This window comes from Xanthomonas melonis, from assembly GCF_020783655.1.
GTDB lineage: Bacteria > Pseudomonadota > Gammaproteobacteria > Xanthomonadales > Xanthomonadaceae > Xanthomonas > Xanthomonas melonis.
On the sequence record NZ_JAJGQH010000003.1, the window covers coordinates 216354 to 237976 of the forward strand.

Consider the following 21623-nt stretch of genomic DNA (forward strand, 5'->3'; position numbering starts at 1 on the left):
AATCCTGAGCCTCAACTCAACCCGTATTCTTTCAGCTTCTTGCGCAAGGTCGCCCGGTGGATCCCCAGCATCGCCGCTGCACGGCTCTGATTGCCTTCGCAGTGGTTGAGCACTTCGACGAACAACGGGATCTCCATTTCGCGCAGCACGATCTCGTAGACATCGTCCGCATCGCTGCCGTCCAGGTCGCGCAGATAACGGCGCACGGACTGCGCCACGTGTTCGCGCAGGGGCGACTTCGGGACGCCACGACTGCTGTCAGGACGGGAGGAGGCTGCGTTCAACGAAAGTTCCCAGTGTCACGAAGCCGGGACGCGTGGCCGGCGAGGGGGAGTGAGTCTAGCGCGTGACCTCATCGCTCGCCACGCCCGTGTGGCGAGCCGTGCAGGTCCGGTCCGGCTAGCGGAAGTCGAAACTGAAGGCGGCCGTGCTCGCGGCGGGCTCGCGGACCGCGAACGCCACCTGCACCGCCTGACCCGGGGCAAGCGTGTCCTGTCCAGGCGGCACCTGGCCCAGGTAGTCCTGCGGTGCCAGTACGCGGGTACCGATCACCCGGCCATCGGCATCGGACAGCGACAGCTGCAGCCATGGCCAGGCCTGTGCCCAACGGGCGTCGTTGCGAAAGCTGGCCTGGATCTGCAACACGCCGGGCATGCCGTGCAGCGGGCGCACATCGCGGTTGAGCAAGGTCAGCGCCGCCGGCTCGCGCCAGGCCGGCAGGCTGCAGCGCATCACTGCGCAGGCCGCGCTCGCCAGCGGGCGCCAGCGCGCATCGCCGGCCAGGCGGGCACGGTCGGCGATGACGATCTGTAGCCCCAGTGCGGCTGCCAATCCGAGCAGCATGGCCCACTGCCGTCCGCTGGCACGCAGCCGCGGACGACCAAGCCCACGCCGTGCGAACGTCGGAGCCGCGGGGGCGGGCAGGGGCAGCGGCGCGGCAACGGGAGCCCGGGTGTAGGCCGTCTGGCTGCCCGGCAGCACCGCGTCGGAGGCGGCTAAGCCGTCCGCAAGGCTGGCGTCCGCGGCCGTGTGGATGGCGCGGACGCTCATGGGCGCTGGCGGCGTGATGCCGTGCAGGCTGGCAGAGGGCGACGTCTCGGCCGACGGCGACGCTGCAGCGGCGTGCACGTCCGCAAGCGCAACCGGGGGCGAGACGGCGACCGAAACGACCCCCGGCATGCCGACCGGGTCGGTGCTGTCGGCTTCCGGCGCGGGCACGTGTTGCCGATCGTCGAACCGGGCCTCCAGGTGGGCGGTGCCGGGCGTCGGCACCAGCGGCAGTACAGGGGGCGGGACCGGCTCGTGCGCGGGTGCTGGCGGCAGTTCGGATGGCGGCACCGGCAAGGTCTGCTCCGGCGGCTCGGCAGGCGGAACCACCGGCGTCGGGACCAGCGTTGGGGCGGCGGGCGAGGCACGCAGGAACGTGGCCAGGGGGCGGCGCGGTGGCGGAGTCTCGGACATCGGCAGGCGTGCAGCGGGAAGGCCTCTATTCAACCACGTGCGCGCCAGCGGGCGAACGCAGGGCCTGCATCCTCTATGCAGCCCAGGCTACAGCGGCATCGCCTCCGACTCCCGAATCCCGAACCTCAGCGCCTGCGTCGCGTCTTCCCGTCTGCCAGCAGCAGATCCAACAGCCCGCTGCGCTGCCGCGGCGTCAGCGTGTCGAAGCGGACCAGCAGCATGCGCTGCTGGTCGTCCAGGCGGCGATAGTGGGCCGGATCCTCGGCAATGGCCGACACCGGTGGGCCGAACACGCGATCGCCGCGGCCGGTGGCCAGGTATTCGAAGGCCATGCCGCTGCGCTTGGCCAGCCCGATCAGGTTCTCCACCGAGGGCGCGGTGCCTTCGGCCATCTCCCATTGCGCGACCGCGCTACGGGTGACACCGAGTTCGCCGGCCAGGGCTTCCTGGGTCAGCTTGGTGAAGCTGCGGGCTTCGCGTACCCGTTCGTACAGCTTGCTCACACGGCACCGGGACAGGAAACGGACAGGGCCGGGAGATATAGCCCTAGTAGCACTCGGCGATAGTTCGTATGTCTTTCATATCGCGCTATGTTTGCGATACTGTCTTCGCGTCGATGACGATGCGATCACGCCGAACTCAAGGAGGATGTTCATGGTCGAGCCTGCCGCCCCGGAACCGCGCCACCCGGCCCCACAGTGGCCGCCGCCAACGGCGCCATGGCCTGCCGATTCGCCGCTGGACCCCGCGGTCGCGCGCTTCGCCGGCGCCGCGCGTTACCAGGTCTGGCGGCGAGGCCAAGCCTGGACCGCAGTCGCCGACGGCGTGCATTGGTGGGCCGTGCTGGCGCCGCGCGCATGGGCAATGCATCACCGGCACTGGCCGCTGCTGTGGGCTGCCCTGCCGCCTGTTACAGGGGCCGCGGGCGTTGCACTGGCCGGCGCCCAGGCATGGACGCCCGCTGCCTGGCTGCTGTTGCTGGTGGTCGAGTGTGCGTTGCGGTTTCACGCTGGCCGGCACGCCGGGCGCTGGCGCAGCGCGGCATTGCAGCGCGACGGCTGGCAGCCGGTGACCCTGCTGCGCGCGATCAGCGTGACCGACGCGGTGACCACGGCACAGATCCGCACCGGCCGTCCGCCGCATTGACCGGCCGGCGGCTCAGCGGCGACGCACGCCCTCGATCCGCATCCAGTCTTCTTCGCGCTCGCACTGCAATTGCTCGAACCAGGGCGCGTAGCGCTGCAGCAATTCGTCTTCCTGCCCATGCAGGATGCCTGACAGCGCGATCCGGCCACCCGGCGCAACGCGGGCGGCCAAGGTCTCGGCCAGCGCGTCCAGCGCCGATGCCAGGATGTTGGCCACCACCACCGGGTAGGTCTGCGCCGGCTCGTCCTGGGGCAGGTACACCGCCAACTGCGCCTGCACCGCATTACGCTCGGCATTGTCGGCACTGGCCAGCAGCGCCTGCGGATCGTTGTCGACGCCGACCGCCGTGGCCGCGCCCAGTTTCAAAGCGGCCACGGCGAGAATGCCCGAGCCGCAGCCGAAATCGAGCACGCTGCGCCCCTGCAGTTGGCCGTCGGTCGCCAGGCGGTCCAGCCAGCGCAGGCACAGCGCGGTGGTCGGGTGGGTACCGGAGCCGAACGCCAGGCCCGGATCCAGCCGCACCACCGCGGCATCGGCGGCGGCGGCGGCGGCGGCAGGCAGTGCGTGGTTCCAGGGCACGATGAAGGTACGCGCGCCGAATTGCATCGGTTGGAACTGATCCATCCAGGCGCGTTCCCAATCGCTGTCCTCGACCATGCGGAAGGCGACCTGGCTCCAGTCCAGCCCGGGGTCGAAGGCTTCCAGTGCGGCCAGCAGCACCAGCGCATCGCTGTCGCCATCGAACAGCGCGGTCAGCACCAGGGTGTTCCACAGCGGCGTTTCGCCCACGCCCGGCTCGAGGATGGCGCGCTCGTTGCTGGTGTCGGCATCGGCGTCGAGCAGGGTCACCGCCAGCGCGCCGACATCGTCCAGCGCATTCTGGAAACGGGGCTGGGTGGCATCGGAGCAGGGCAGGGTCAGTTCAAGAAACGGCATCGTGGCGGTCGGTGAATTCGAAGCGTGCATCCTACCAAGCCGGCGTCGCGCAGCCGTCGCTTCGCGCTGCGCACCACGGCCTCGCGTCGCGTGCCGGTTGCCGCTCGAGGGCCATGACGGGACGGTCGTGGATGGCCACTGCGATCTGTCCGGCATGCGACGCGCGTTGCGCTGATCGATTGGCGGATGCGTGTCCGCGGTGGCGCGCAAGGTTCTGTGCAGCGGCGACGCAGACAAATGCGGCGTGCAGCAGTGTCCACCCCATCGGATCCATGCCACGTTGCCTGCAGCGAATCACGTGACTCGCACGAGCTGCATGCCGCGCAGCAACGGCAGCTGGGGAAGGCCATGCAGATGATCCCGATCCGAACACCGATCGCCACGCGCGGTCTGCGCGGCGCAGCGCACACGGACGATGGCGCTTCTCGCACGCGGTTCTCGATCGCGCCCACGTAGCGCGGCCATGTTCGTCGAACATCTGCGCCAATGGTCGCGCCCGTTTGCCCGCGGCCTCACGGACAGCCGGGTGCTAGACTCCGCGCCATCGCTGCAGGCGTTCCCGCAGCAGAGGTGCCGCTGGTCATGCCGTTCGTTCGCGCCCGCCATCTTTGGCTATTGCCCGCTGCCGTCGCGCTCGCGCTGGCTGCGTGGTGGCACGTGCGTGCGCAACCGGCGGCCGCGGTCGCTACGGTCGCCGGCACCGTGGCCGACGCAGCGCAGCCGGCAGCCGGGCGGGCAGGGAATGCCCGCGCCCGTGCGGAACGTGGAATCGCCTCGCAATTGCCGTATCGCGATGCGGTGGACGCGCAACCGGATCTGTATCGTTATGCGCAGCAATTGCAGCAGCAGCTGCGCGCCGGCGATGCGCAGGCCGGATGGCGCTTGAGTCGTGTCTACGATTACTGCGCGCCCTACGCGGCCAGCCCGGCCGGTTATGCCGCCGACAGCGAATGGATCGCCGCGCAGGCCACGCCGGGTGTGGCCGCCATGCACGCAGCGCGCGAGCGGGTGGCGCAGCGGTGTGCGGGTTTCGCTCCGCACGACGGGCTCAGCCCACGCCTGGTGGCGCAGCAGCGTCTGCGCGCCGCGCGCGCCGGCAGCCTGGCAGCGGAGGCCGGCTTGCTGGCGCTGGGCGAGCCGCTGCAGGCCAGCGCGGCGTACAAGCGCGCGCTGGTGCAGCGCGTGCTGGCCTCGCGCGATCCGGAGGCCTATCTGGCACTGGCTCCGGCGATGGGCGCGCGCGCCAGCGGCGACGACAGTCTGGAAGGCTATGTGGCCGGCGACCAGTTCGCCGAACTGGCCTGGCAGGTGGCTGCGTGCCGGCTGGGCCTGGATTGCAGTGCCGAGAGCACGCTGGTCACCAGTTATTGCGCCAATGCGGGCATCTGCTCGCGCGCAGGCGCGCAGGATTTCGTGTCGTTCGTATTCGATGCCGCGATACCGCGGCAGGGAGCAGACAGGGTGGATGAGATGGTCGATGCATTGGTATCCGAGCCGGGAGCGCAGTCATGAATTACCGTCGATGGGCGCACGGCGCCAAGTTCTGGTTGTGGGTGGTCTTGTTCGTGGCGTATTCGGCCGCGGCGGTGGGCATCGTGATGATCGATACCGCCGATCACCGTTACCAGCCGTTGTCGGTCAGGTCGACGACCGTGGATGCCGACGAACAGCAGCGCCGGCATGGCGCCAGCCAGGTGGCGGCGGTGTACCGCGCCGGCAGCGCGATGCCGTTCTCGACCCTGCCGGCCGGCTCCACCTTCCAGGTGGTCTGGCCGGACGGCTCTACCGAAACCATGACCGTGGTCGATCCGTCCTCGTCCAGCGGCATCGTGCCGGTGCCGGGCAGCCAGCAGGCGCCTGCGTCGCGGCCTTGAACGATGCAGTGCCTCGCGCGGCGATAGGCGCGCCGCCGCTGCGCATCCGGTAGCGCAGGCGGCAACGGCGGATAGGTGCGGCTGCAGCTCCGCCGTTCTCACGTGTGCAGACGACCAAGGGCTGCAGATCCTCGAACTCCTACGCATGGAGCGGCTGGCTTGCAGGGCCGATGGCGCGACACAGTGCCGGCGCGCTGCACCCGGAGCGATGAAAAGCCCGGTTTTCCGGGCTTTCATCGCTGCCGTGGCGGCTGCGATCAGGTCAACGCAATCGACTTGTTCTTGCGCTCGGCCAGGCGCTTTTCCAGGTAGTGGATGTTCTGCCCACCGGCCTGGAAGCCCTTGTCGCGCATGATGCGCTGCTGCAGCGGGATGTTGGTCTTGATGCCGTCCACCACCATCTCGCTCAGCGCCACGCGCATGCGTGCGATCGCGGTCTCGCGGTCCGGGCCGTGCACGATCAGCTTGCCGATCATCGAGTCGTAGTTCGGCGGTACCTTGTAGCCGGCGTAGATATGCGTATCCACGCGCACGCCCGGGCCACCCGGCGGATGGAAGGCGGTGATCAGGCCCGGGTTGGGCATGAAGGTTTCCGGGTCCTCGGCATTGATGCGGCACTCGATCGCGTGACCGCGCAATACGATGTCGCTCTGCTTGATGCTGAGCTTGTGGCCAGCGGCGATACGCAGCTGTTCGCACACCAGATCGATACCGGTGATGCGCTCGGTGACCGGGTGTTCCACCTGGATGCGGGTGTTCATTTCGATGAAGTAGAACCGCCCGTTCTCGAACAGGAACTCGAAGGTGCCCGCGCCGCGGTAGCCGATGCGGATGCAGGCATCCACGCAGACCTTGCCGATCTCGTTGCGCAGTTCTTCGGTGATGCCCGGTGCCGGCGCTTCTTCCACCACCTTCTGGTGACGGCGCTGCATCGAGCAATCGCGTTCGCCCAGGTGGATCGCACCGCCCTGGCCGTCGGCCAGCACCTGGATCTCCACGTGACGCGGATTCTCCAGGAACTTCTCCATGTAGACCTGATCGTTGCTGAAGGCGGCCTTGGCTTCGGACTTGGTGGTCTCGATCGCGGCCTTGAGCGCGGCTTCCGAGTGCACCACGCGCATGCCGCGCCCGCCGCCGCCGCCGGCGGCCTTGATGATCACCGGGTAACCGATCTCGCGCGCGATCTTGGTGTTGGCGACGATGTCATCGCCCAACGGGCCGCCCGAGCCCGGCACGCACGGCACGCCGGCGGCCTTCATCGCACGGATCGCTTCGACCTTGTCGCCCATCAGGCGAATGGTGTCGGCCTTGGGGCCGATGAAGATGAAACCCGATTCTTCCACCCGCTCGGCGAAGTCGGCGTTCTCCGACAAAAAGCCGTAGCCAGGATGGATGGCCTGGGCATCGGTGACCTCGGCCGCGGCGATCAGCGCCGGGATATTGAGATAGCTGTCGCTGGACGCAGCAGGGCCGATGCACACCGACTCGTCGGCCATGGCCACGTGCTTGAGGTTGCGGTCGACCGTGGAATGCACCGCGACCGTGCGGATGCCGAGCGTGTGGCACGCGCGCAGGATGCGCAGCGCGATTTCGCCGCGGTTGGCGATGACGACTTTATCGAGCATGGGATGGGATTCCGAACACAAGGGGTGTTCGGGACCCGGGACCCGGGACCCGGGACCCGAAAAAGCAACCGGCTGCAGTTTTCACCGCTGCCCTTGCTCTTCCGGGTCCCGGGTCCCGAGTCCCGGGTCCCGGCAAATCAACCAATCACAAACAAGGGCTGATCGAATTCCACCGGCTGGCCGGTCTCGCCGAGGATGGCCACGATGGTGCCGGAGATGTCGGCTTCGATCGGGTTGAACATCTTCATCGCCTCGATGATCGCCAGCGTTTCGCCGGCCTTGACCTGCTGACCGACGCTGACGAAGGCCGGCTTGTCCGGCGCCGGGGAGGTGTAGAAGGTGCCGACCATCGGCGCGCGCAGCACGTGGCCTTCCGGCAGCGCTGCGCCCTGCTTGGCACCCCCGGTGGAGGCTTCGGTGGGCGACTGCATCGGCATGCTGGCCGCCGCCGGTGCCGCTGCGGCAGGCGCGGGGGCATAGTGCTGCACCGGGGCACCCATCACCTGGGCGCCCTTGGGCACGCGTGCCAGGCGCACGCTCTCCTCGCCTTCCTTGATCTCGATTTCGGCGAGATTGGATTCTTCGAGCAGGTCGATCAGTTTCTTGATTTTGCGGAGATCCATGAGGGCCTCTTGAGTGAATCGGTGGACGGTGCCGGCGGAACCGGCGCAATGGAAGTCAGGCCGCTGGCGGGTGGGCCGGCGAGGTTGGGGTGAAGGTCATGCGTCGCGCTCCAGGCGCGCGATCACCGCTTCCAGCGCCAGCCGATAGCTGTCGGCGCCGAAACCGCAGATCACGCCATCGGCCTTGTCGCTGAAATAGCTGTGATGGCGGAACGGCTCGCGCGCATGCGGGTTGGACAGGTGGATCTCCACGAACGGCAGGCCCACCCCCAGCAGCGCGTCGCGCAGCGCCACCGAGGTGTGAGTGAAGGCGGCCGGGTTGATCAGGACATAGGCGGTGCCGTCCTCGCGGGCGGCATGCAGGCGTTCCACCAGCACATGTTCGGCGTTGGACTGCAGGCAGGTCAGGCTGTGTCCGGCCGCCTGCGCGCGATCCACCAGGGCCGCGTCGATCTGTGCCAGCGTGGTGCGCCCATACACCTCCGGCTCGCGAGTGCCGAGCAGATTGAGGTTGGGTCCGTGCAACAGCAGCAGGTGGGCCATGGGATCCGGCGGAGTGGACAGGCCGGAAGTCTGCGCGATGCTGGCGATGCTGTCCAGATAGCAGAAGTTACGCTTGTTTTAAACGATCGTTTGAATCTGGCGGCAATTGCCGATGGCGGTGGACACTGCGGGTATCGGCGACATGTCCTGGGCGGGAGGCCCGGCATGCGCGCCGCGGCAATCCGCATCGCTGGCTGGCCGCCATGCCGCTCGAACTCGCCGATCGTGCGCCCCCGAGTGCACGACAGGTGCCGATCCCGGCACTGGTAAGGCGAAGTGCAGGGGCCCGGCCAAGCATCATCCCTGGCTGCACATCACTGTGCCGTGTCGGCGGCAGCAGGTTCGGCTTCTCCGCTGGCGAGCGTAAGGCGACCGATGGGATCGCGCGCCCGGCCTGCCGCGGCGACTGTGCCCACCCACGCTGCACGCTGCATGGACTTGCAGCGTGCAGCGTGCAGCGCGAACGCCCGGTGCCGCACCGAGGTGCGCCGCCGACGGTGGGCGCTACCGGCCTTCGGCCGCGGCGGCGTCGCTTCCGATCTTTCGCCACAGGAAGGTGTACATCAGCGCGGCGCTGTGAGCGGCTGCGGCGTTATCGCCGGGGTTGGCGTGGCCACCCTCGGTGCTTTCGTAAAAGACGACATCCTTGCCAGCATCCAGCATCCTGGCGGCCATCTTGCGTGCATGCCCGGGGTGGACGCGATCGTCGCGGGTGGAGGTCAGGAAGATCGTGGGCGGATAGGTCTTGTTCGGATCGAACAGGTGATACGGAGAAAAGGTCTGGATGAACGACCAGTCCGCAGTGTCCGGATTGCCGTATTCGTCCATCCATGAGGCACCGGCCAGCAGATGGTTATAGCGCCGCATGTCCAGCAGCGGCGCTTCGATCACCACCGCGCCGAACAGCTGCGGATACTGGGTCAGCATGTTGCCGGCCATCAATCCGCCGTTGCTGCCGCCGCGCACGGCCAGGTGTCTGGCCGACGTGACCTTGCGCGCGATCAGATCCTGCGCAATGGCGGCCATGTCTTCGTAAGCCTTGTGCCGGTTCTGCTTGAGTGCGGCCTGATGCCACCGCGGGCCGTACTCGCCGCCGCCACGCATGTTGGACAGTGCGAAGACCCCGCCCTTCTCCAGCCAAGCCCGTCCCATGACGCCGGAGTAGTACGGCAGCATCGGGATCTCGAAACCGCCGTAGCCATAGAGTTGGGTCGGTGCGCTGCCATCGAATGCCAGCGCCTTCGGGCGGACCAGGAAATACGGGACGCGGGTGCCGTCCTTGCTGGTGACGAAGTGTTGCTCGATGACAAACCGGCTGGCGTCGAAGAATGCCGGCAGTGCTTTCAGGCGCTGCGGTTGCTTGCCGATCTGCGCCAGCGACAGTGTGGGCGGAGTGAGGTTGTCGGCGACGGTGAGCCACACTGCATCGCTGTCGAGGTCGTCCAGCGCCTTGATCTCTGCAGCGCCGAAGCTGGGTGCACCGACGAACGCGCTGCGCTTCCAACCCTGCGCACCGGGCGTCAGCACGCTCAACCGCGTTCTGACGTCATCGAGGATGTTGAGCACCAGGTGCGAGCGGGTCCAGACTGCACTGCTGAGCGAGGCGGTGTCGGTGGGCTGGAAGACCACCTCGAAGGCGCGCTTGCCCGCCATGAAGTCGTCGAACCGGGTGGCCAGCAGTGTGCCGGCTGCATAGGTCTTGCCGTCGACACTCCATGGCTCGCGCAACTCCAGCGTGAGCCATTGGCGATGCAACTGCTTGCTCGCCGAGTCCGGCACCTCGATCTGAACCAGGCGTCCGCTGCGCTCGCGCAGATACCAGCGCTTGTTACGGATGCCCAACTCGCGAATCACAATATCCCGCTCGAACCCCGGGGTGTCGTCATGGAAGGCCTTCACGCGCATATCCTGCGGGCTGCCCTCGTAGACGGTCGTGGCGGTGTCCAGGGCGGTGCCGCGCTTCCACTGTTTGACCACGCGCGCGTAGCCCGAATCGGTGGTGGTGCCAGCACCGAAGTCGGTACTGACATAGACGGTGTCCTGATCGATCCAGGACAGCTCGCCCTTGGCTTCGGGCCGGACGAAGCCATCCTGCACCCACTGCTTGTCGACCAGGTCGAACTCGCGCGTGACGTCGGCATCGGCACCGCCGCGCGACAGGGTGATCAGGCAGCGGCGATAGGCCGGGCGCAGACAGTCGATGTCTTCGTGCTGCCATGCCCAATCCTTGCCCTCGCTCTGGTTGAGGGCATCCAGATCCAGCACGGTTTCCCATTTCGGCGAAGGCTTGCGGTATTCGGCTGGTGTGGTCCGTCGCCATATGCCGCGTTTGTGCTGTTTGTCCTGCCAGAAGTTGTAGTAGCTGTCACCGATCTTCTGTACGTCAGGAATTTTCGCATCCGAGTCCATGACTTCACGGATGCGCGTTTCCAGCTGTTTGAAATCGGCGGTATCGGCCAGTTGTTTCTCGGTGCGTGCATCTTGTTGCTTCACCCAGTCGAGTGCTTTCGTGCCGGTGATGTCTTCCAGCCACAGATACTGGTCTGCAGGCGGCGTTGTGGCTGCGGCAGTCGTAATGCCGGGCATCGCAGCTGCTGCACAGGCGCCTGCGACGCCGAAAAGAAACAACGCTGCACCGAAAAGGGTGCGAGTGGACGTGGGGACCATTATGTTGCCATCGGCCAAGGGGGGCGACAGCATAAAGTCGAAGATCGCGTGATGGTCGCGCAGTGAATATTGTTGAGAAATGCGCTTTTGAGAAACGCGCTTCGCACTGCGGGCCTTTATACAGAAGTTCAAGAGCGGCTAACAGAACGTAGCGAGCGGTCGTCAGGTGGGTGTGGACGGCGCGGAGGAACCGGAGTGTACGTCTGGTACATGAGGATTCCGAGCACCGGCCGCGCCCGCCTGACGGCGGCGCAGTAGTTTTGTTAGCCGCTCTGAATATTCGGATGCAGCCGAGTGAATGAATTGAGGGCCGGCTGGCGCCGGATGATGGTCGTCGACATGCGGCGGCGCGCAGGCTTCCGACGACAACGGCATCCACGTTGCGCGGATCGTCTCGACGGCACAACTCAAGGTCGGCGCTGCGGCGCAACAGCGCCGCCGGGCTCAGCGCGCCGCGCGCAGCAGCGCATCCTCGGTGATCGCGCCGGTCAGCACGGTCGGCAGGATCGCCGGCGGGGCGCCGGGGCCATAGACCACGTACAGCGGCACGCCTACCGCCTGGTGCTGGTCCAGGAAGGTGCTGATGGCCGGATCCACATTGGTCCAATCGCCCTTCATGTACACCGCATCCACCCGGCGCAGGGCGTCGCGGAATTCGGCGCTGCTCAGCACGTTCTTCTCGTTGGCCTTGCAGGTCACGCACCAGTCGGCGGTCATGTTGACGAACACCACGCGGTTGTCGGCACGCAGGCGGTCCAGCAGCTGCGGCGAAAAGGCGACCACGCCTTCGCTGGCGGCGGTGGCTGCGGGCAGGCGCAGGCGGGTGACCCCGACCACCGGCACGATGGCCAGCACCAGCATCACCGTGGCCAGGCGCAGGCCCGGGCGGTTGCCCTTCCAGCGGCTGCGTTCGAAGCACCACAGGCCCAGCGCCAGCAAGGTGGCGCCGACCAGCATCAACGCCACCGCGTCCACACCGCGCTGCTTGCCCAGCACCCAAAGCAGCCAGATCGCGGTGAGATACATCGGGAAGGCCAGTACCTGCTTGAGCGTTTCCATCCAGGCGCCGGGCGTGGGCAGGCGCCGCGCCAGCGAGGGAATGAAGCCGATCAGCAGGAACGGCAGCGCCAGGCCCAGGCCCAGCACCAGGAACACCAGCATCGCCAGCGCCGCGGGTGCGGTGAATGCATAAGCCAGCGCGGTGCCCATGAATGGTGCGATGCACGGGCTGGCGACCACACAGGCCAGCACGCCGGTGAAGAAGTCGCCGAGCGGCCCGTTGCGCGCGGCCAGAGACTGGCCGATGCCGCCCAGATTGCTGCCCAGCGTGAACACGCCCGACAGGCTCAGGCCGATCGCGAACATCAGGTAGACCAAGGCGGCCACGAACCAGGGCTGCTGCAGCTGGAAGCCCCAGCCAGCCGCCTGCCCGGCCGCGCGCAGCGCGATCACCAACCCGCCGATCGCGGCGAACGACACCAGCACGCCCAGTGAATACCAGATGGCGTGGCTGCGCGCGTGGCTGCGGCTTTCGCCGCTGTGGGCCAGGCCCAACACCTTCAGCGACAGGATCGGCAGCACGCACGGCATCAGGTTCAGCACCAGCCCGCCGAGCAGGGCCAGCGCCAGCATCGCCAGCAAGCCCTTGTCGGTATGCGGCGGCTGGGTGCGCGCCGGATTGTCGGCCGCAGCGGATGTCGCGGCGGCGGGCGCGGCGTCGGCGCGTGGAGCCGGTGCCGCGCCGCTCGCCGCCTGTCCGGCGGCCAGCGGCGAGATCATCAAGGGGGCGGCCTGCGCCTGGTTCGGCGGCGACACCGTGCCGGACGGCAGTTCCAGCGCCACGCGGCGGGTCATCGGCGGGTAACAGATGCCGTCGGTCTGGCAGCCCTGGAAGGTGGCCACCAGTGTCATCGGGGTCGGGTCGGCACGCTCGCGCAGCAGCGGGAGGGTGACTTCGGCCTGGTCGAAATACACCACGACATCGCCGAAGTGTTCATCGCGGTGGGTCTTGCCCTGCGGCCAGCGCGGCAAGCCGGGACGGACCCCGTTGCTGCCTTCCACCGCCAGCGAGGTGCGATCGCGGTAGAGGTAGTAGCCCGGTGCCGGAGTGAAGCGCAGCAACAGGCTGTTGCCATCGCCAACGATGGCCTCGAACCGAAATGCCTGCTCGGCAGGCAACGGCAATGCATCCATGCCGGCCGCCTGGGCGTTCGCGCCGAACAGCCGCGGGCCGCGCGGCACCAGCGCGCCCAGGCTCTCGCGCGGGCGCGCCGCAAGCGCGGTGGCGGCGCCGTCCCCCGGCGCTGCAGGCAGACGGACGCGGATCTCGCGGCGTTGCGGCGGGTAGCACACCCCGGCATCGGCGCAGCCCTGGTACTGCACCTGCAGCACCGCATCCTGCGTCGATGGCTCGGCGGTGCCGGCCAGGGTCGCCTGCAAGCGCGTGCGGTAGGTCTGGACCTGACCGAAGAACTCGTCGTGCTTGCTCTCGCCTTCCGGCAGCGACAGCTCGCCCGCGGCGAAGCCCTGGCCAGACTTGACCCCGATACGATGGCGATACAGGTAATAGCCAGGCGCGATCTTCCACTGCAACTGGATGCGGTCGCGGCTGTCGGCTTGCGCGCTCAGGGCGAAGGCCTGATCCACCGGCAGCAGGTCGGCCTCGCTGACCGCCTGCGCGGCGGGCGCAACCAGCGCGAGCGCGGCGGCGATGACGGGGGCGGCCAGGAGCGTGCAGCGGGCGATGCAGCGGGACAGGGACTTCATGGACGTCGAGGATTCCTTAGCGGGTTTCGGCCCGGACCCAGTCGAAATAGGCTGGCAACCCGGCGCTGGCCTGGACCGCCACCGCCTCCGGCAGTGCATACGGATGCAGGGCCTGCAGCCGTGCGATGGCGTCCGGCAGGCGGTCTTCCCAGGTCTTGATCAGCAACTGCACCTCCTGGCTGCGTTCGATCGCCCCGTTCCAGCGGTACAGCGACTGCACGCCGGGGAGCTGGGTGACGCAGGCGGCCAGCCGCTCCTCCAGCAGCGCATGCGCGATGCGCTCGGCACTGTCGGTATCGGGGCAGGTGCTCAGTAGCAGATGGAGGGAGGAGGCAGTCATCGGATCGGGCAGTGTAATGCCCCGCCTGCGGGGGATCGACCGTAGGTTCCGGAACGCGGCGTCGCTTTCGCCCGTGCGATCTGCATAGCCGGGCACCATGCGCCATCGACGTGGCCGGATGGCCTCTGCATACCGCGAAACGCTGACGTCCAGCGACCTGGGCCCGCCCGGGCCGGGCGCGGATCGGCAGATTGCATCCGCGCCCGCCAGCAGCGGGCGGACAGTGACGGGGCCGGCACGCAGCGACAGGCCGCATGCGATATCCGCGGCCCACAGGGCGCCAGCCCGACGCCAGGGCGCCGGGCTGGTCCTGCTCAGTTGGCCAGCTGGCAGCTGGCCGGCCTGGCCGAGGTGAACAGGCTACTGGTGGCCCATTCGGGGTGGTCGATGAAGGGGTTGCGGTTGCCCTGGAAGCTGAAGATCACCTGGTTGCGGGCGCGTTCGGCATCGTCCGGTGGGTCGGCCTGGTGCCAGGCCAACAGCGTGGACAGCAGGCCCATGTAGGCGGGCGAGGCCGAGGTCTGCACGATCCGGCTGCGGTCGTCGGTGAGCTCCAGGTCCGGCTCGGACTGCCCGGTGGCTGCATCGGTGCCACCTTCGTAGCGGATCGCCATGTACATCACCGCGCGCGCCATGTCGCCCTTGCGCCGGCCCCACACCTCGAAGGTGCCGCCATTGCCGTCGGGCGTCCGTACCCAGTTGGAATTGCCCGGGTAGCGCCCGCTGCCGCCGCCACTCCCGTCGTTGACCTCGGTCACCCGCTCGCCGCAGCTGCTGGTGCAGGTGGCATAGGGCTTGTTGCCGCGGTCGGCGTTGAAGGCGGTGTCGGTCAGATACAGCATATGGGTGTCGGTGTAGGGCGCGTACGGCAGGCCACGGTCGCCGGTGGCGCTGCCGAAGCCCAGCGAGTTGGGCCAGGTGTGCTCGCGGTTGTAGGTGAGCCCGCTGCCGGTGCCGGCGCGGTCGCTGCCCTTGGCATAGCTGCGATTGCGGTAGGCATCCAGGATGCGGCCGTTGTTGTTGGGATCCTCGTCGGCCATTTCGAGGATGGTCCAGGTGCTGGTGCCGGTACCGCTGTACGGGTAGACCGTATGGCCCTTGATGGTGGCGTGCAGCGAGCAGCGCAGCTGGCTGGCGCTGGCGGTGTTCACCCGCGCGTAGTAGCCGCTACCGCCGCCGCTGGCGGTGGCCACGGTGAAGGCGATGGACTGGTTGGCCGCCGGGTTCAGGCCGCTGGCGTCGCGGATGGCGCTGGCGGTGATGGCCAGGGTGCAGCGTTCGCCGCCGACCAGGGCGGTGTTGGTGGACAGGGTGAAGCGGGTGCCGCTGGTCGGGTATGTCAGTGCCACGTTGCCGGAGCTGGCGCAGCTGAGCGCGAAGGCGCCGCTGCTCAGGGTGACCGCCTCGCTGAAGCCCACCGCCAGATCGCCGGCCGCCGGGAAGCCGGTCGCGCCCTGGGTCGGGGTGGTGCTGGTGATCGTCGGGGCGCCGCTGGTACCGCCACCGCCGCTGCCGGTGAAGGTCTGGCCGCGATTGCAGGCGCCGAAGGTCTGCGCCGCCGAGCCGGCCCAGCTGAAGTTGGCCGCGCTGCTGCCGGTGCCGGTGAGCTGCAGGGAACTGCCCACCGCGCTGGCATTGCTCTCGCTGACCGGCAGGTTCTGGCTCGCGACCCCGGCCGCCGCACCGCCGCTGCCGGTGATGGCGCCTTCATAGCTGAGGAACTGCACCAGCCGCCCGCTGGGATCGACCAGCGCCACGCCGTCGTTGGGGCCGTTCTGCACGCCGTTGCTGGGGTAGCTCACCGCCGCGATACGGACCTGACTGCCGCAACTCACCAGGCTGCCGGCCGGTACGGCGGTCGTGGCGTACACCGTCGCGGCGCCTGGATTGCTACCGTTGTAGAGCTGGATGCGGTAGCCGCTCAGCGACTCGCCGGCGGTGGCCACCACTTCCACGCCTTCGCCGCTGTCGCCGGAGGCGCCCGCGTCGTCGTAATGCAGTTCGTTGATGAACACCGCGGCATGGGCGGTGGGAATGGCCAGCACGGCAGCGCAGGCCAACGGGAGAGAACGCAGCGGCAACCTCATCGACAGCTCCTTGTGATCGGGAATGCGCTGCCGACTGTAGAGCCTGCGTATGACAATAGGTGGACCCTGGTTCCATTTCAGAACATGGGCTGCACGCCAGGGCAGGTGTGCGCTGTGCATTGCATGCCCACGCACTGGTCTGCGGACCCGGCACCGATGCCTGTCGTCCTCGCTCGCCTCTGCCTGCTCGCCTCCTAGCCGTGTCGGTGCGTGCCGATGGCGGCCAGACCGGGCCCGCCCCATCGGCAGGCGAAAAAATTTTGCTTTCGGGCCCTTGAAAGCCGCCTGCGCAGCACAATCTCTGGCCCGCACCCGTTCTGTCGGGTTTTTCCGTGCGTTGTGTTGGCAGTCGTCATATGCGAGTGCTAACATCGCCGACAATTTCCAGACCAATCAAACACTTAAGAGGGTCTTTCTCAATGAGCATCAAGCCGCTTCACGACCGCGTTGTAGTCAAGCCGATCGAAGCCGACGAAGTTTCCGCCGGCGGCATCGTGATTCCGGACTCCGCCAAGGAAAAGTCCACCAAGGGTGAAGTGGTCGCCGTTGGCGCCGGCAAGCCGCTGGACAACGGCAGCCTGCGCGCCCCGGCGGTCAAGGTCGGCGACAAGGTCATCTACGGCCAGTACGCCGGCAGCAGCTACAAGGCCGAAGGCGTCGAGTACAAGGTGCTGCGCGAAGACGACATCCTGGCCGTCATCGGCTGATAGCCGTTGCCGGCGGGATTCGGGAGTCGAGATTCGGGATTGGTCACCGCGGCTTGCCGCACCAATCCGCCTCTCCTCCGGATCCCGCTCTAGCCAATCCCCAATTCCCAATCTCAAATCCCGGAGTAACAACCAATGGCTGCCAAAGACATTCGTTTCGGTGAAGACGCACGTACCCGCATGGTGCGTGGCGTCAACGTGCTTGCCAACGCCGTGAAGGCCACCCTGGGCCCGAAGGGCCGCAACGTCGTGCTCGAGAAGAGCTTCGGCGCCCCGACCATCACCAAGGACGGCGTCTCCGTCGCCAAGGAAATCGAACTGGCCGACAAGTTCGAGAACATGGGCGCGCAGATGGTCAAGGAAGTCGCTTCCAAGACCAACGACAACGCTGGCGACGGCACCACCACCGCCACCGTGCTGGCCCAGGCCCTGATCCGCGAAGGTGCCAAGGCCGTGGCCGCCGGCATGAATCCGATGGACCTCAAGCGCGGTATCGACCAGGCCGTGAAGGCTGCGGTTGTCGAGCTGAAGAACATCTCCAAGCCCACGACCGACGACAAGGCGATTGCCCAGGTCGGCACCATCTCGGCCAACTCGGACGAGTCGATCGGCAACATCATTGCCGAAGCGATGCAGAAGGTCGGCAAGGAAGGCGTGATCACCGTCGAAGAAGGCTCGGGCCTGGAAAACGAGCTGGACGTGGTCGAGGGCATGCAATTCGATCGCGGCTACCTCTCCCCGTACTTCATCAACAACCAGCAGAGCCAGTCGGCCGACCTGGACGACCCGTTCATCCTGCTGCACGACAAGAAGATCTCCAACGTGCGTGACCTGCTGCCCGTGCTGGAAGGCGTGGCAAAGGCCGGCAAGCCGCTGTTGATCGTGGCCGAAGAAGTCGAAGGCGAAGCGTTGGCGACCCTGGTGGTCAACACCATCCGTGGCATCGTCAAGGTCGTGGCCGTCAAGGCACCGGGCTTCGGCGACCGTCGCAAGGCGATGCTGGAAGACATGGCCGTGCTGACCGGCGGCACCGTGATCTCCGAGGAAGTGGGCCTGGCGCTGGAAAAGGCGACCATCAAGGACCTGGGCCGCGCCAAGAAGGTGCAGGTCTCCAAGGAAAACACCACCATCATCGACGGCGCCGGCGACACCGCGGCGATCGAATCGCGCGTGGGCCAGATCAAGACCCAGATCGAGGACACCTCCTCCGATTACGACCGTGAGAAGCTGCAGGAGCGCGTGGCCAAGCTGGCCGGTGGCGTTGCAGTGATCAAGGTCGGCGCCTCGACCGAAATCGAAATGAAGGAAAAGAAGGCCCGCGTCGAAGACGCCCTGCACGCCACCCGTGCAGCCGTCGAAGAAGGCGTGGTCCCGGGCGGCGGCGTGGCCCTGGTGCGTGCGCTGGTGGCCGTGGGCGAGCTGAAGGGCGCCAACGAAGACCAGACCCACGGCATCCAGATCGCCCTGCGCGCGATGGAAGCCCCGCTGCGCGAGATCGTCGCCAATGCCGGTGAAGAGCCGTCCGTGATCCTGAACAAGGTCAAGGAAGGCAGCGGCAACTACGGCTACAACGCCGCCAACGGCGAGTTCGGCGACATGGTCGAATTCGGCATCCTGGATCCGACCAAGGTCACCCGTTCGGCACTGCAGAACGCGGCCTCGATCGCCGGCCTGATGATCACCACCGAAGCCATGGTGGCCGATGCGCCGAAGAAGGAAGAGCCGGCGATGCCGGCCGGCGGCGGCATGGGCGGCATGGGCGGCATGGATTTCTGATCCACGCCACTTACGCTGTCGCAGCAAAAAGGACCCCGCCGCAAGGCGGGGTTTTTTGTCCCTGCATGCGCGCGCGGCGAGCGCAGATTGGCGAAGTTTTGCTTCACTCGGCATACTCTGACGAGAGTTCTGACGCATTTCCTGAAGGCATTCTCCATGTCCACCCTGCCAGCGCCATCGGGCGGCAGTGTCTATCCCAGTGGTCAGCCGGGGTCGCATTGCTACTCACACCACCAAGGCAAGTTCTTCGCCCATTGGTTGACGCTGCGCAGTCGCGACGAATCTGCAGTTGCACGGGCCTTGTCTGCTGCGCGCGTCGATATGAACCCGCATCAGGTGGATGCCGCCTTGTTCGCGCTCAAATCGCCTGTCGAGGCCGGCGTGTTGCTTGCCGACGAGGTCGGGCTTGGCAAGACCATCGAGGCCGGGTTGGTGTTGGCCCAGCATTGGGCGCAACGCCGCCGCCGTTTGCTGTTGATCGTTCCTGCAACACTGCGCAAGCAGTGGACACAGGAGCTCGAAGAGAAGTTTCAACTCCCGTCCGTCATTCTCGAGAGCAAATCGTTCAACGCTTCTCGTCAACTTGGCGGAGGCAATCCTTTTCAGATCGATGACGCGATCGTCGTGACGTCCTATGAGTTTGCCGCAAGCAAGCAAAAAGAGCTTGCTGCGGTCAGTTGGGATCTGGTTGTGCTGGATGAGGCGCACAAGCTGCGCAACTTGTATAAAGGCAAGAGTGCGTCAAAGCGTGCTGTCGCCTTGAACGAAGCGCTACGTGGAAGGCGAAAGGTCTTGCTGACCGCAACGCCGTTCCAGAATTCGTTGATGGAGTTGTATGGGCTGGTGTCCTTCATCAGCGACGAGTTCTTTGGTAGCCAGAAGGCGTTTCAGATGCAGTACGCTTCTGGCCGAAGTTCCGAAGCTCGTCTGAATGATCTGAGGTACCGACTCCAGCCGATTTGCCACCGTACCTTGCGTCGTCAGGTACAGGCCGAAGGTGGCATCAACTTCACCAAGCGTTTTTCCGTCACCCAGGACTTTACGCCCTCCGACGAGGAGCTTGAGCTCTACGACAAGGTTTCGGCTTACCTGCAGGATCCTTCCATCCTTGCCATCAAGCCGACCGCCCGGCATCTGGTGACATTGGTGGTGCGCAAGATTCTGGCCTCCTCGACGTTCGCCATCGCCGATACGCTCGACACGATCATCGGTCGACTCGAGTCCAATCAGGCGCTCACCGCCAGGCAGATCGAAGATTTCGAGACCGTCGACGAGCTCAGCGACGAGCTGGATTCCGACGGGCCGGAAAGGCAGAGCGACGCGCTTGGTAGCGATGCCTTGCAGGCCGAGCTGTTGTGCCGTGCGCAGGAAATCGATCGTTTGCGTGGCTACCGCGACCTGGCCAGGCAGATTCAAAGCAATCGCAAGGGCGATGCGCTCTTGCTGGTCCTCGGGCGAGCGCTCGGGATGGCCGAAAAGCTCGGCGGTCAGCGCAAGGCGGTGATCTTTACCGAGTCGCGGCGCACACAGGAGTACCTGCGTGTGCTGCTCGAAGAGCATGGCTATGCGGGACGAACCGTGCTGCTCAATGGGAGCAACGACGACGTTGATTCCCGGCAGCTGTACGCCGATTGGCTGGAGCGTCATGCCGGCTCTGCGCTCGTTTCAGGTTCCAAGACTGCAGATATGAAAGCCGCAGTGGTCGAAGCCTTCCGCGATCAACGGGATATTCTCATCGCTACCGAAGCAGGCGGAGAGGGCATCAACCTGCAATTTTGCTCGTTGCTGGTCAACTACGATCTTCCCTGGAATCCGCAACGTGTCGAGCAGCGGATCGGACGCATCCATCGCTACGGTCAGAAGAGCGATGTGGTCGTGGTGAATTTTGTCAACCGCAAGAATCGCGCCGATCAATTGGTGTTTGAACTCCTGGAAAAGAAGTTCAAATTGTTTGACGGAGTTTTTGGTGCCAGCGACGAGATCTTGGGTGCGATCGAATCCGGTGTGGACATCGAGCAGCGTATCCTGCGCATCTATCAGAATTGCCGCGATGCCGCCCAGATCGAGTCCGAGTTCGCTGCCTTGCAGTCCGAGCTTGACGAGAGCATCGGCCGACGTGAAGAAAGCGCGCGGCGCATGCTGCTAGAGCATTTCGACGAGGACGTTGTGCGCAACTTGCGCTCACGTCGCGCAGGGATGCTGCACAAGATCAATCAGTATGAAAGCCAGTTTCTCCACCTGATCGCCGCCGAACGGCCTAAGGCACTGATCAGGGACAAGCTGGTTCAATTGGAGGAAGGCGATTACGCCGTCAGCTGGCCGCCGGCCGAAGAAGCCAATGCCGGATTGTTGAGGCCGGACAAGGGGTTGGGGGAACAGCTATGCCGCCAGGCGAAGGAGCGTCCGACTCCCCCTGGTACGCTCCATTTCGATTACGCCGCTGTGGATGCGCAGCGTGCCGATGTGCGGCAATGGTTGGGAAGCCGTGGGCAACTGCGGGTGGCTGTGGTCACTATCCAGACCGCAGAGGAAGTGCTCGAAGAATTGGTGTGCAGTGCACTGTGTAGCGATGGACGCGTCGTGCCGGACGAGACCGCTGCGCGTTTGATGGAAGTGCCGGCCCGTTTTGTGTCAAGACATCGTGTGGCTGAAGATGGTCCGCTGCCCGCTTTTGAAGCATCAGTGGAACGCGTGCTGGCTGAGGCAAACAGGCGCAACGAACAGTGGTTTCTGCAGGAGTCCGAACGTCTTGACCGGTGGGGCGAGGATCAACGGCTACTGCTGCAGCAGAGTATCGATGAGTTCGACCTGCAGGTGCGCGATGCCAAGCGAGCGCTGCGCCAGCTCGAGACCCTGGAGCAAAAAGCCCAGCTCAAACGTGAGATCAAGCGGGTCGAGCAGCAGCGTGATGATGCCATGCTGGATTTCTTCGAAGGGAGAAAGCGCATCGAGCGTAGCCAGGACGCGATGCTGGAGCGGGTTGAGAATGCGCTGCGCACGCAGCACAACGTGACGGTGCTGTTCAATGTGGAGTGGACGTTGGAGCATCCCGATAAATGAGTAATTCACGTG

Annotated in this window: 17 protein-coding genes and 1 other RNA gene; 6 read left to right on the plus strand and 12 right to left on the minus strand. The window is 66.2% G+C overall.

Annotated elements, in window-relative coordinates; genetic code table 11:
- Positions 1-11 precede the first annotated feature (11 nt).
- The 3 genes from fis to LL964_RS04410 all read right to left on the minus strand — a co-directional run bounded on the left by fis (position 12) and on the right by LL964_RS04410 (position 1964).
- Positions 12-284: a DNA-binding transcriptional regulator Fis gene (fis, locus tag LL964_RS04400; RefSeq protein ID WP_104586025.1), complete on the minus strand. Its 273-nt coding sequence runs from the start codon at positions 282-284 to the stop codon at positions 12-14.
- A gap of 115 nt (positions 285-399) precedes the next feature.
- The gene (locus LL964_RS04405) at positions 400-1461 is read right to left on the minus strand and encodes a DUF3426 domain-containing protein (protein ID WP_104586023.1); all 1062 of its coding nucleotides are present in this window, start codon (positions 1459-1461) and stop codon (positions 400-402) included.
- Positions 1462-1586: 125 nt separating this feature from the next.
- Complete coding sequence (locus LL964_RS04410; protein ID WP_104586021.1) at positions 1587-1964, minus strand: helix-turn-helix domain-containing protein; 378 nt, start codon at positions 1962-1964, stop codon at positions 1587-1589.
- A gap of 145 nt (positions 1965-2109) precedes the next feature.
- Between LL964_RS04410 and LL964_RS04415 the strand changes: the two genes are divergently transcribed.
- Entirely contained in the window at positions 2110-2607 is a 498-nt protein-coding gene (locus LL964_RS04415) for a hypothetical protein (protein WP_104586019.1), read from the plus strand.
- Between the two features lie 12 nt (positions 2608-2619).
- Here the strand turns inward: LL964_RS04415 and prmA are convergent, their stop codons facing one another.
- The gene (gene prmA, locus LL964_RS04420; RefSeq protein ID WP_104586017.1) at positions 2620-3543 is read right to left on the minus strand and encodes a 50S ribosomal protein L11 methyltransferase; all 924 of its coding nucleotides are present in this window, start codon (positions 3541-3543) and stop codon (positions 2620-2622) included.
- A 582-nt stretch (positions 3544-4125) separates the two neighbouring features.
- Here prmA and LL964_RS04425 point away from each other — a divergent pair.
- Together LL964_RS04425 and LL964_RS04430 are read left to right on the plus strand one after the other, a co-directional pair.
- Positions 4126-5055 carry a hypothetical protein gene (locus tag LL964_RS04425; protein ID WP_104586474.1) on the plus strand — a complete coding sequence of 310 codons (930 nt, stop codon included), beginning with the start codon at positions 4126-4128 and terminating at the stop codon, positions 5053-5055.
- The gene (locus LL964_RS04430; protein ID WP_104586015.1) at positions 5052-5417 is read left to right on the plus strand and encodes a hypothetical protein; all 366 of its coding nucleotides are present in this window, start codon (positions 5052-5054) and stop codon (positions 5415-5417) included. The genes LL964_RS04425 and LL964_RS04430 overlap by 4 nt, the downstream gene beginning before the upstream one ends.
- A 257-nt stretch (positions 5418-5674) precedes the next feature.
- Here the strand turns inward: LL964_RS04430 and accC are convergent, their stop codons facing one another.
- The 8 genes from accC to LL964_RS04470 all read right to left on the minus strand — a co-directional run bounded on the left by accC (position 5675) and on the right by LL964_RS04470 (position 16068).
- A complete protein-coding gene (gene accC / locus LL964_RS04435) occupies positions 5675-7042 on the minus strand; it encodes an acetyl-CoA carboxylase biotin carboxylase subunit (RefSeq protein ID WP_104586013.1) in 1368 nt (455 codons plus the stop codon).
- Between the two features lie 137 nt (positions 7043-7179).
- On the minus strand, positions 7180-7665 hold the full coding sequence (gene accB / locus LL964_RS04440) for an acetyl-CoA carboxylase biotin carboxyl carrier protein (RefSeq protein ID WP_104586011.1): 486 nt from the start codon (positions 7663-7665) through the stop codon (positions 7180-7182).
- Between the two features lie 96 nt (positions 7666-7761).
- On the minus strand, positions 7762-8208 hold the full coding sequence (gene aroQ, locus LL964_RS04445) for a type II 3-dehydroquinate dehydratase (protein WP_104586005.1): 447 nt from the start codon (positions 8206-8208) through the stop codon (positions 7762-7764).
- Between the two features lie 504 nt (positions 8209-8712).
- Complete coding sequence (locus tag LL964_RS04450; RefSeq protein ID WP_425478137.1) at positions 8713-10875, minus strand: prolyl oligopeptidase family serine peptidase; 2163 nt, start codon at positions 10873-10875, stop codon at positions 8713-8715.
- Between the two features lie 136 nt (positions 10876-11011).
- Positions 11012-11087: non-coding RNA, sX9 sRNA (locus tag LL964_RS04455), on the minus strand.
- A gap of 232 nt (positions 11088-11319) precedes the next feature.
- Positions 11320-13641, minus strand: coding sequence for a protein-disulfide reductase DsbD family protein (locus LL964_RS04460; protein WP_104586002.1), 2322 nt, complete (start codon positions 13639-13641; stop codon positions 11320-11322).
- 16 nt (positions 13642-13657) lie between these two features.
- A complete protein-coding gene (gene cutA / locus LL964_RS04465) occupies positions 13658-13981 on the minus strand; it encodes a divalent-cation tolerance protein CutA (protein WP_104586000.1) in 324 nt (107 codons plus the stop codon).
- A gap of 314 nt (positions 13982-14295) precedes the next feature.
- Positions 14296-16068 (minus strand): endonuclease, encoded by a 1773-nt coding sequence (locus LL964_RS04470; RefSeq protein ID WP_104585999.1) that lies wholly within the window; start codon positions 16066-16068, stop codon positions 14296-14298.
- Positions 16069-16487: 419 nt separating this feature from the next.
- Between LL964_RS04470 and LL964_RS04475 the strand changes: the two genes are divergently transcribed.
- The 3 genes from LL964_RS04475 to LL964_RS04485 all read left to right on the plus strand — a co-directional run bounded on the left by LL964_RS04475 (position 16488) and on the right by LL964_RS04485 (position 21611).
- Positions 16488-16775, plus strand: a complete 288-nt coding sequence (locus LL964_RS04475) for a co-chaperone GroES (RefSeq protein WP_104585997.1) — start codon at positions 16488-16490, stop codon at positions 16773-16775.
- A 135-nt stretch (positions 16776-16910) separates the two neighbouring features.
- Complete coding sequence (gene groL, locus LL964_RS04480) at positions 16911-18551, plus strand: chaperonin GroEL (RefSeq protein ID WP_104585995.1); 1641 nt, start codon at positions 16911-16913, stop codon at positions 18549-18551.
- 156 nt (positions 18552-18707) lie between these two features.
- Positions 18708-21611: an SNF2-related protein gene (locus LL964_RS04485; RefSeq protein WP_104585994.1), complete on the plus strand. Its 2904-nt coding sequence runs from the start codon at positions 18708-18710 to the stop codon at positions 21609-21611.
- The last annotated feature ends 12 nt before the right edge of the window (positions 21612-21623 follow it).

Bases quoted from the DNA above. Each gene is read 5' to 3' on its own strand.
- LL964_RS04405 (WP_104586023.1), bottom strand. From the start codon at position 1,461: ATGTCCGAGACTCCGCCACCGCGCCGCCCCCTGGCCACGTTCCTGCGT.
- LL964_RS04415 (WP_104586019.1), top strand. From the start codon at position 2,110: ATGTTCATGGTCGAGCCTGCCGCCCCGGAACCGCGCCACCCGGCCCCA.
- prmA (WP_104586017.1), bottom strand. From the start codon at position 3,543: ATGCCGTTTCTTGAACTGACCCTGCCCTGCTCCGATGCCACCCAGCCC.
- LL964_RS04425 (WP_104586474.1), top strand. From the start codon at position 4,126: ATGCCGTTCGTTCGCGCCCGCCATCTTTGGCTATTGCCCGCTGCCGTC.
- LL964_RS04430 (WP_104586015.1), top strand. From the start codon at position 5,052: ATGAATTACCGTCGATGGGCGCACGGCGCCAAGTTCTGGTTGTGGGTG.
- accC (WP_104586013.1), bottom strand. From the start codon at position 7,042: ATGCTCGATAAAGTCGTCATCGCCAACCGCGGCGAAATCGCGCTGCGC.
- accB (WP_104586011.1), bottom strand. From the start codon at position 7,665: ATGGATCTCCGCAAAATCAAGAAACTGATCGACCTGCTCGAAGAATCC.
- aroQ (WP_104586005.1), bottom strand. From the start codon at position 8,208: ATGGCCCACCTGCTGCTGTTGCACGGACCCAACCTCAATCTGCTCGGC.
- LL964_RS04450 (WP_425478137.1), bottom strand. From the start codon at position 10,875: ATGGTCCCCACGTCCACTCGCACCCTTTTCGGTGCAGCGTTGTTTCTT.
- LL964_RS04460 (WP_104586002.1), bottom strand. From the start codon at position 13,641: ATGAAGTCCCTGTCCCGCTGCATCGCCCGCTGCACGCTCCTGGCCGCC.
- cutA (WP_104586000.1), bottom strand. From the start codon at position 13,981: ATGACTGCCTCCTCCCTCCATCTGCTACTGAGCACCTGCCCCGATACC.
- LL964_RS04470 (WP_104585999.1), bottom strand. From the start codon at position 16,068: ATGAGGTTGCCGCTGCGTTCTCTCCCGTTGGCCTGCGCTGCCGTGCTG.
- LL964_RS04475 (WP_104585997.1), top strand. From the start codon at position 16,488: ATGAGCATCAAGCCGCTTCACGACCGCGTTGTAGTCAAGCCGATCGAA.
- groL (WP_104585995.1), top strand. From the start codon at position 16,911: ATGGCTGCCAAAGACATTCGTTTCGGTGAAGACGCACGTACCCGCATG.
- LL964_RS04485 (WP_104585994.1), top strand. From the start codon at position 18,708: ATGTCCACCCTGCCAGCGCCATCGGGCGGCAGTGTCTATCCCAGTGGT.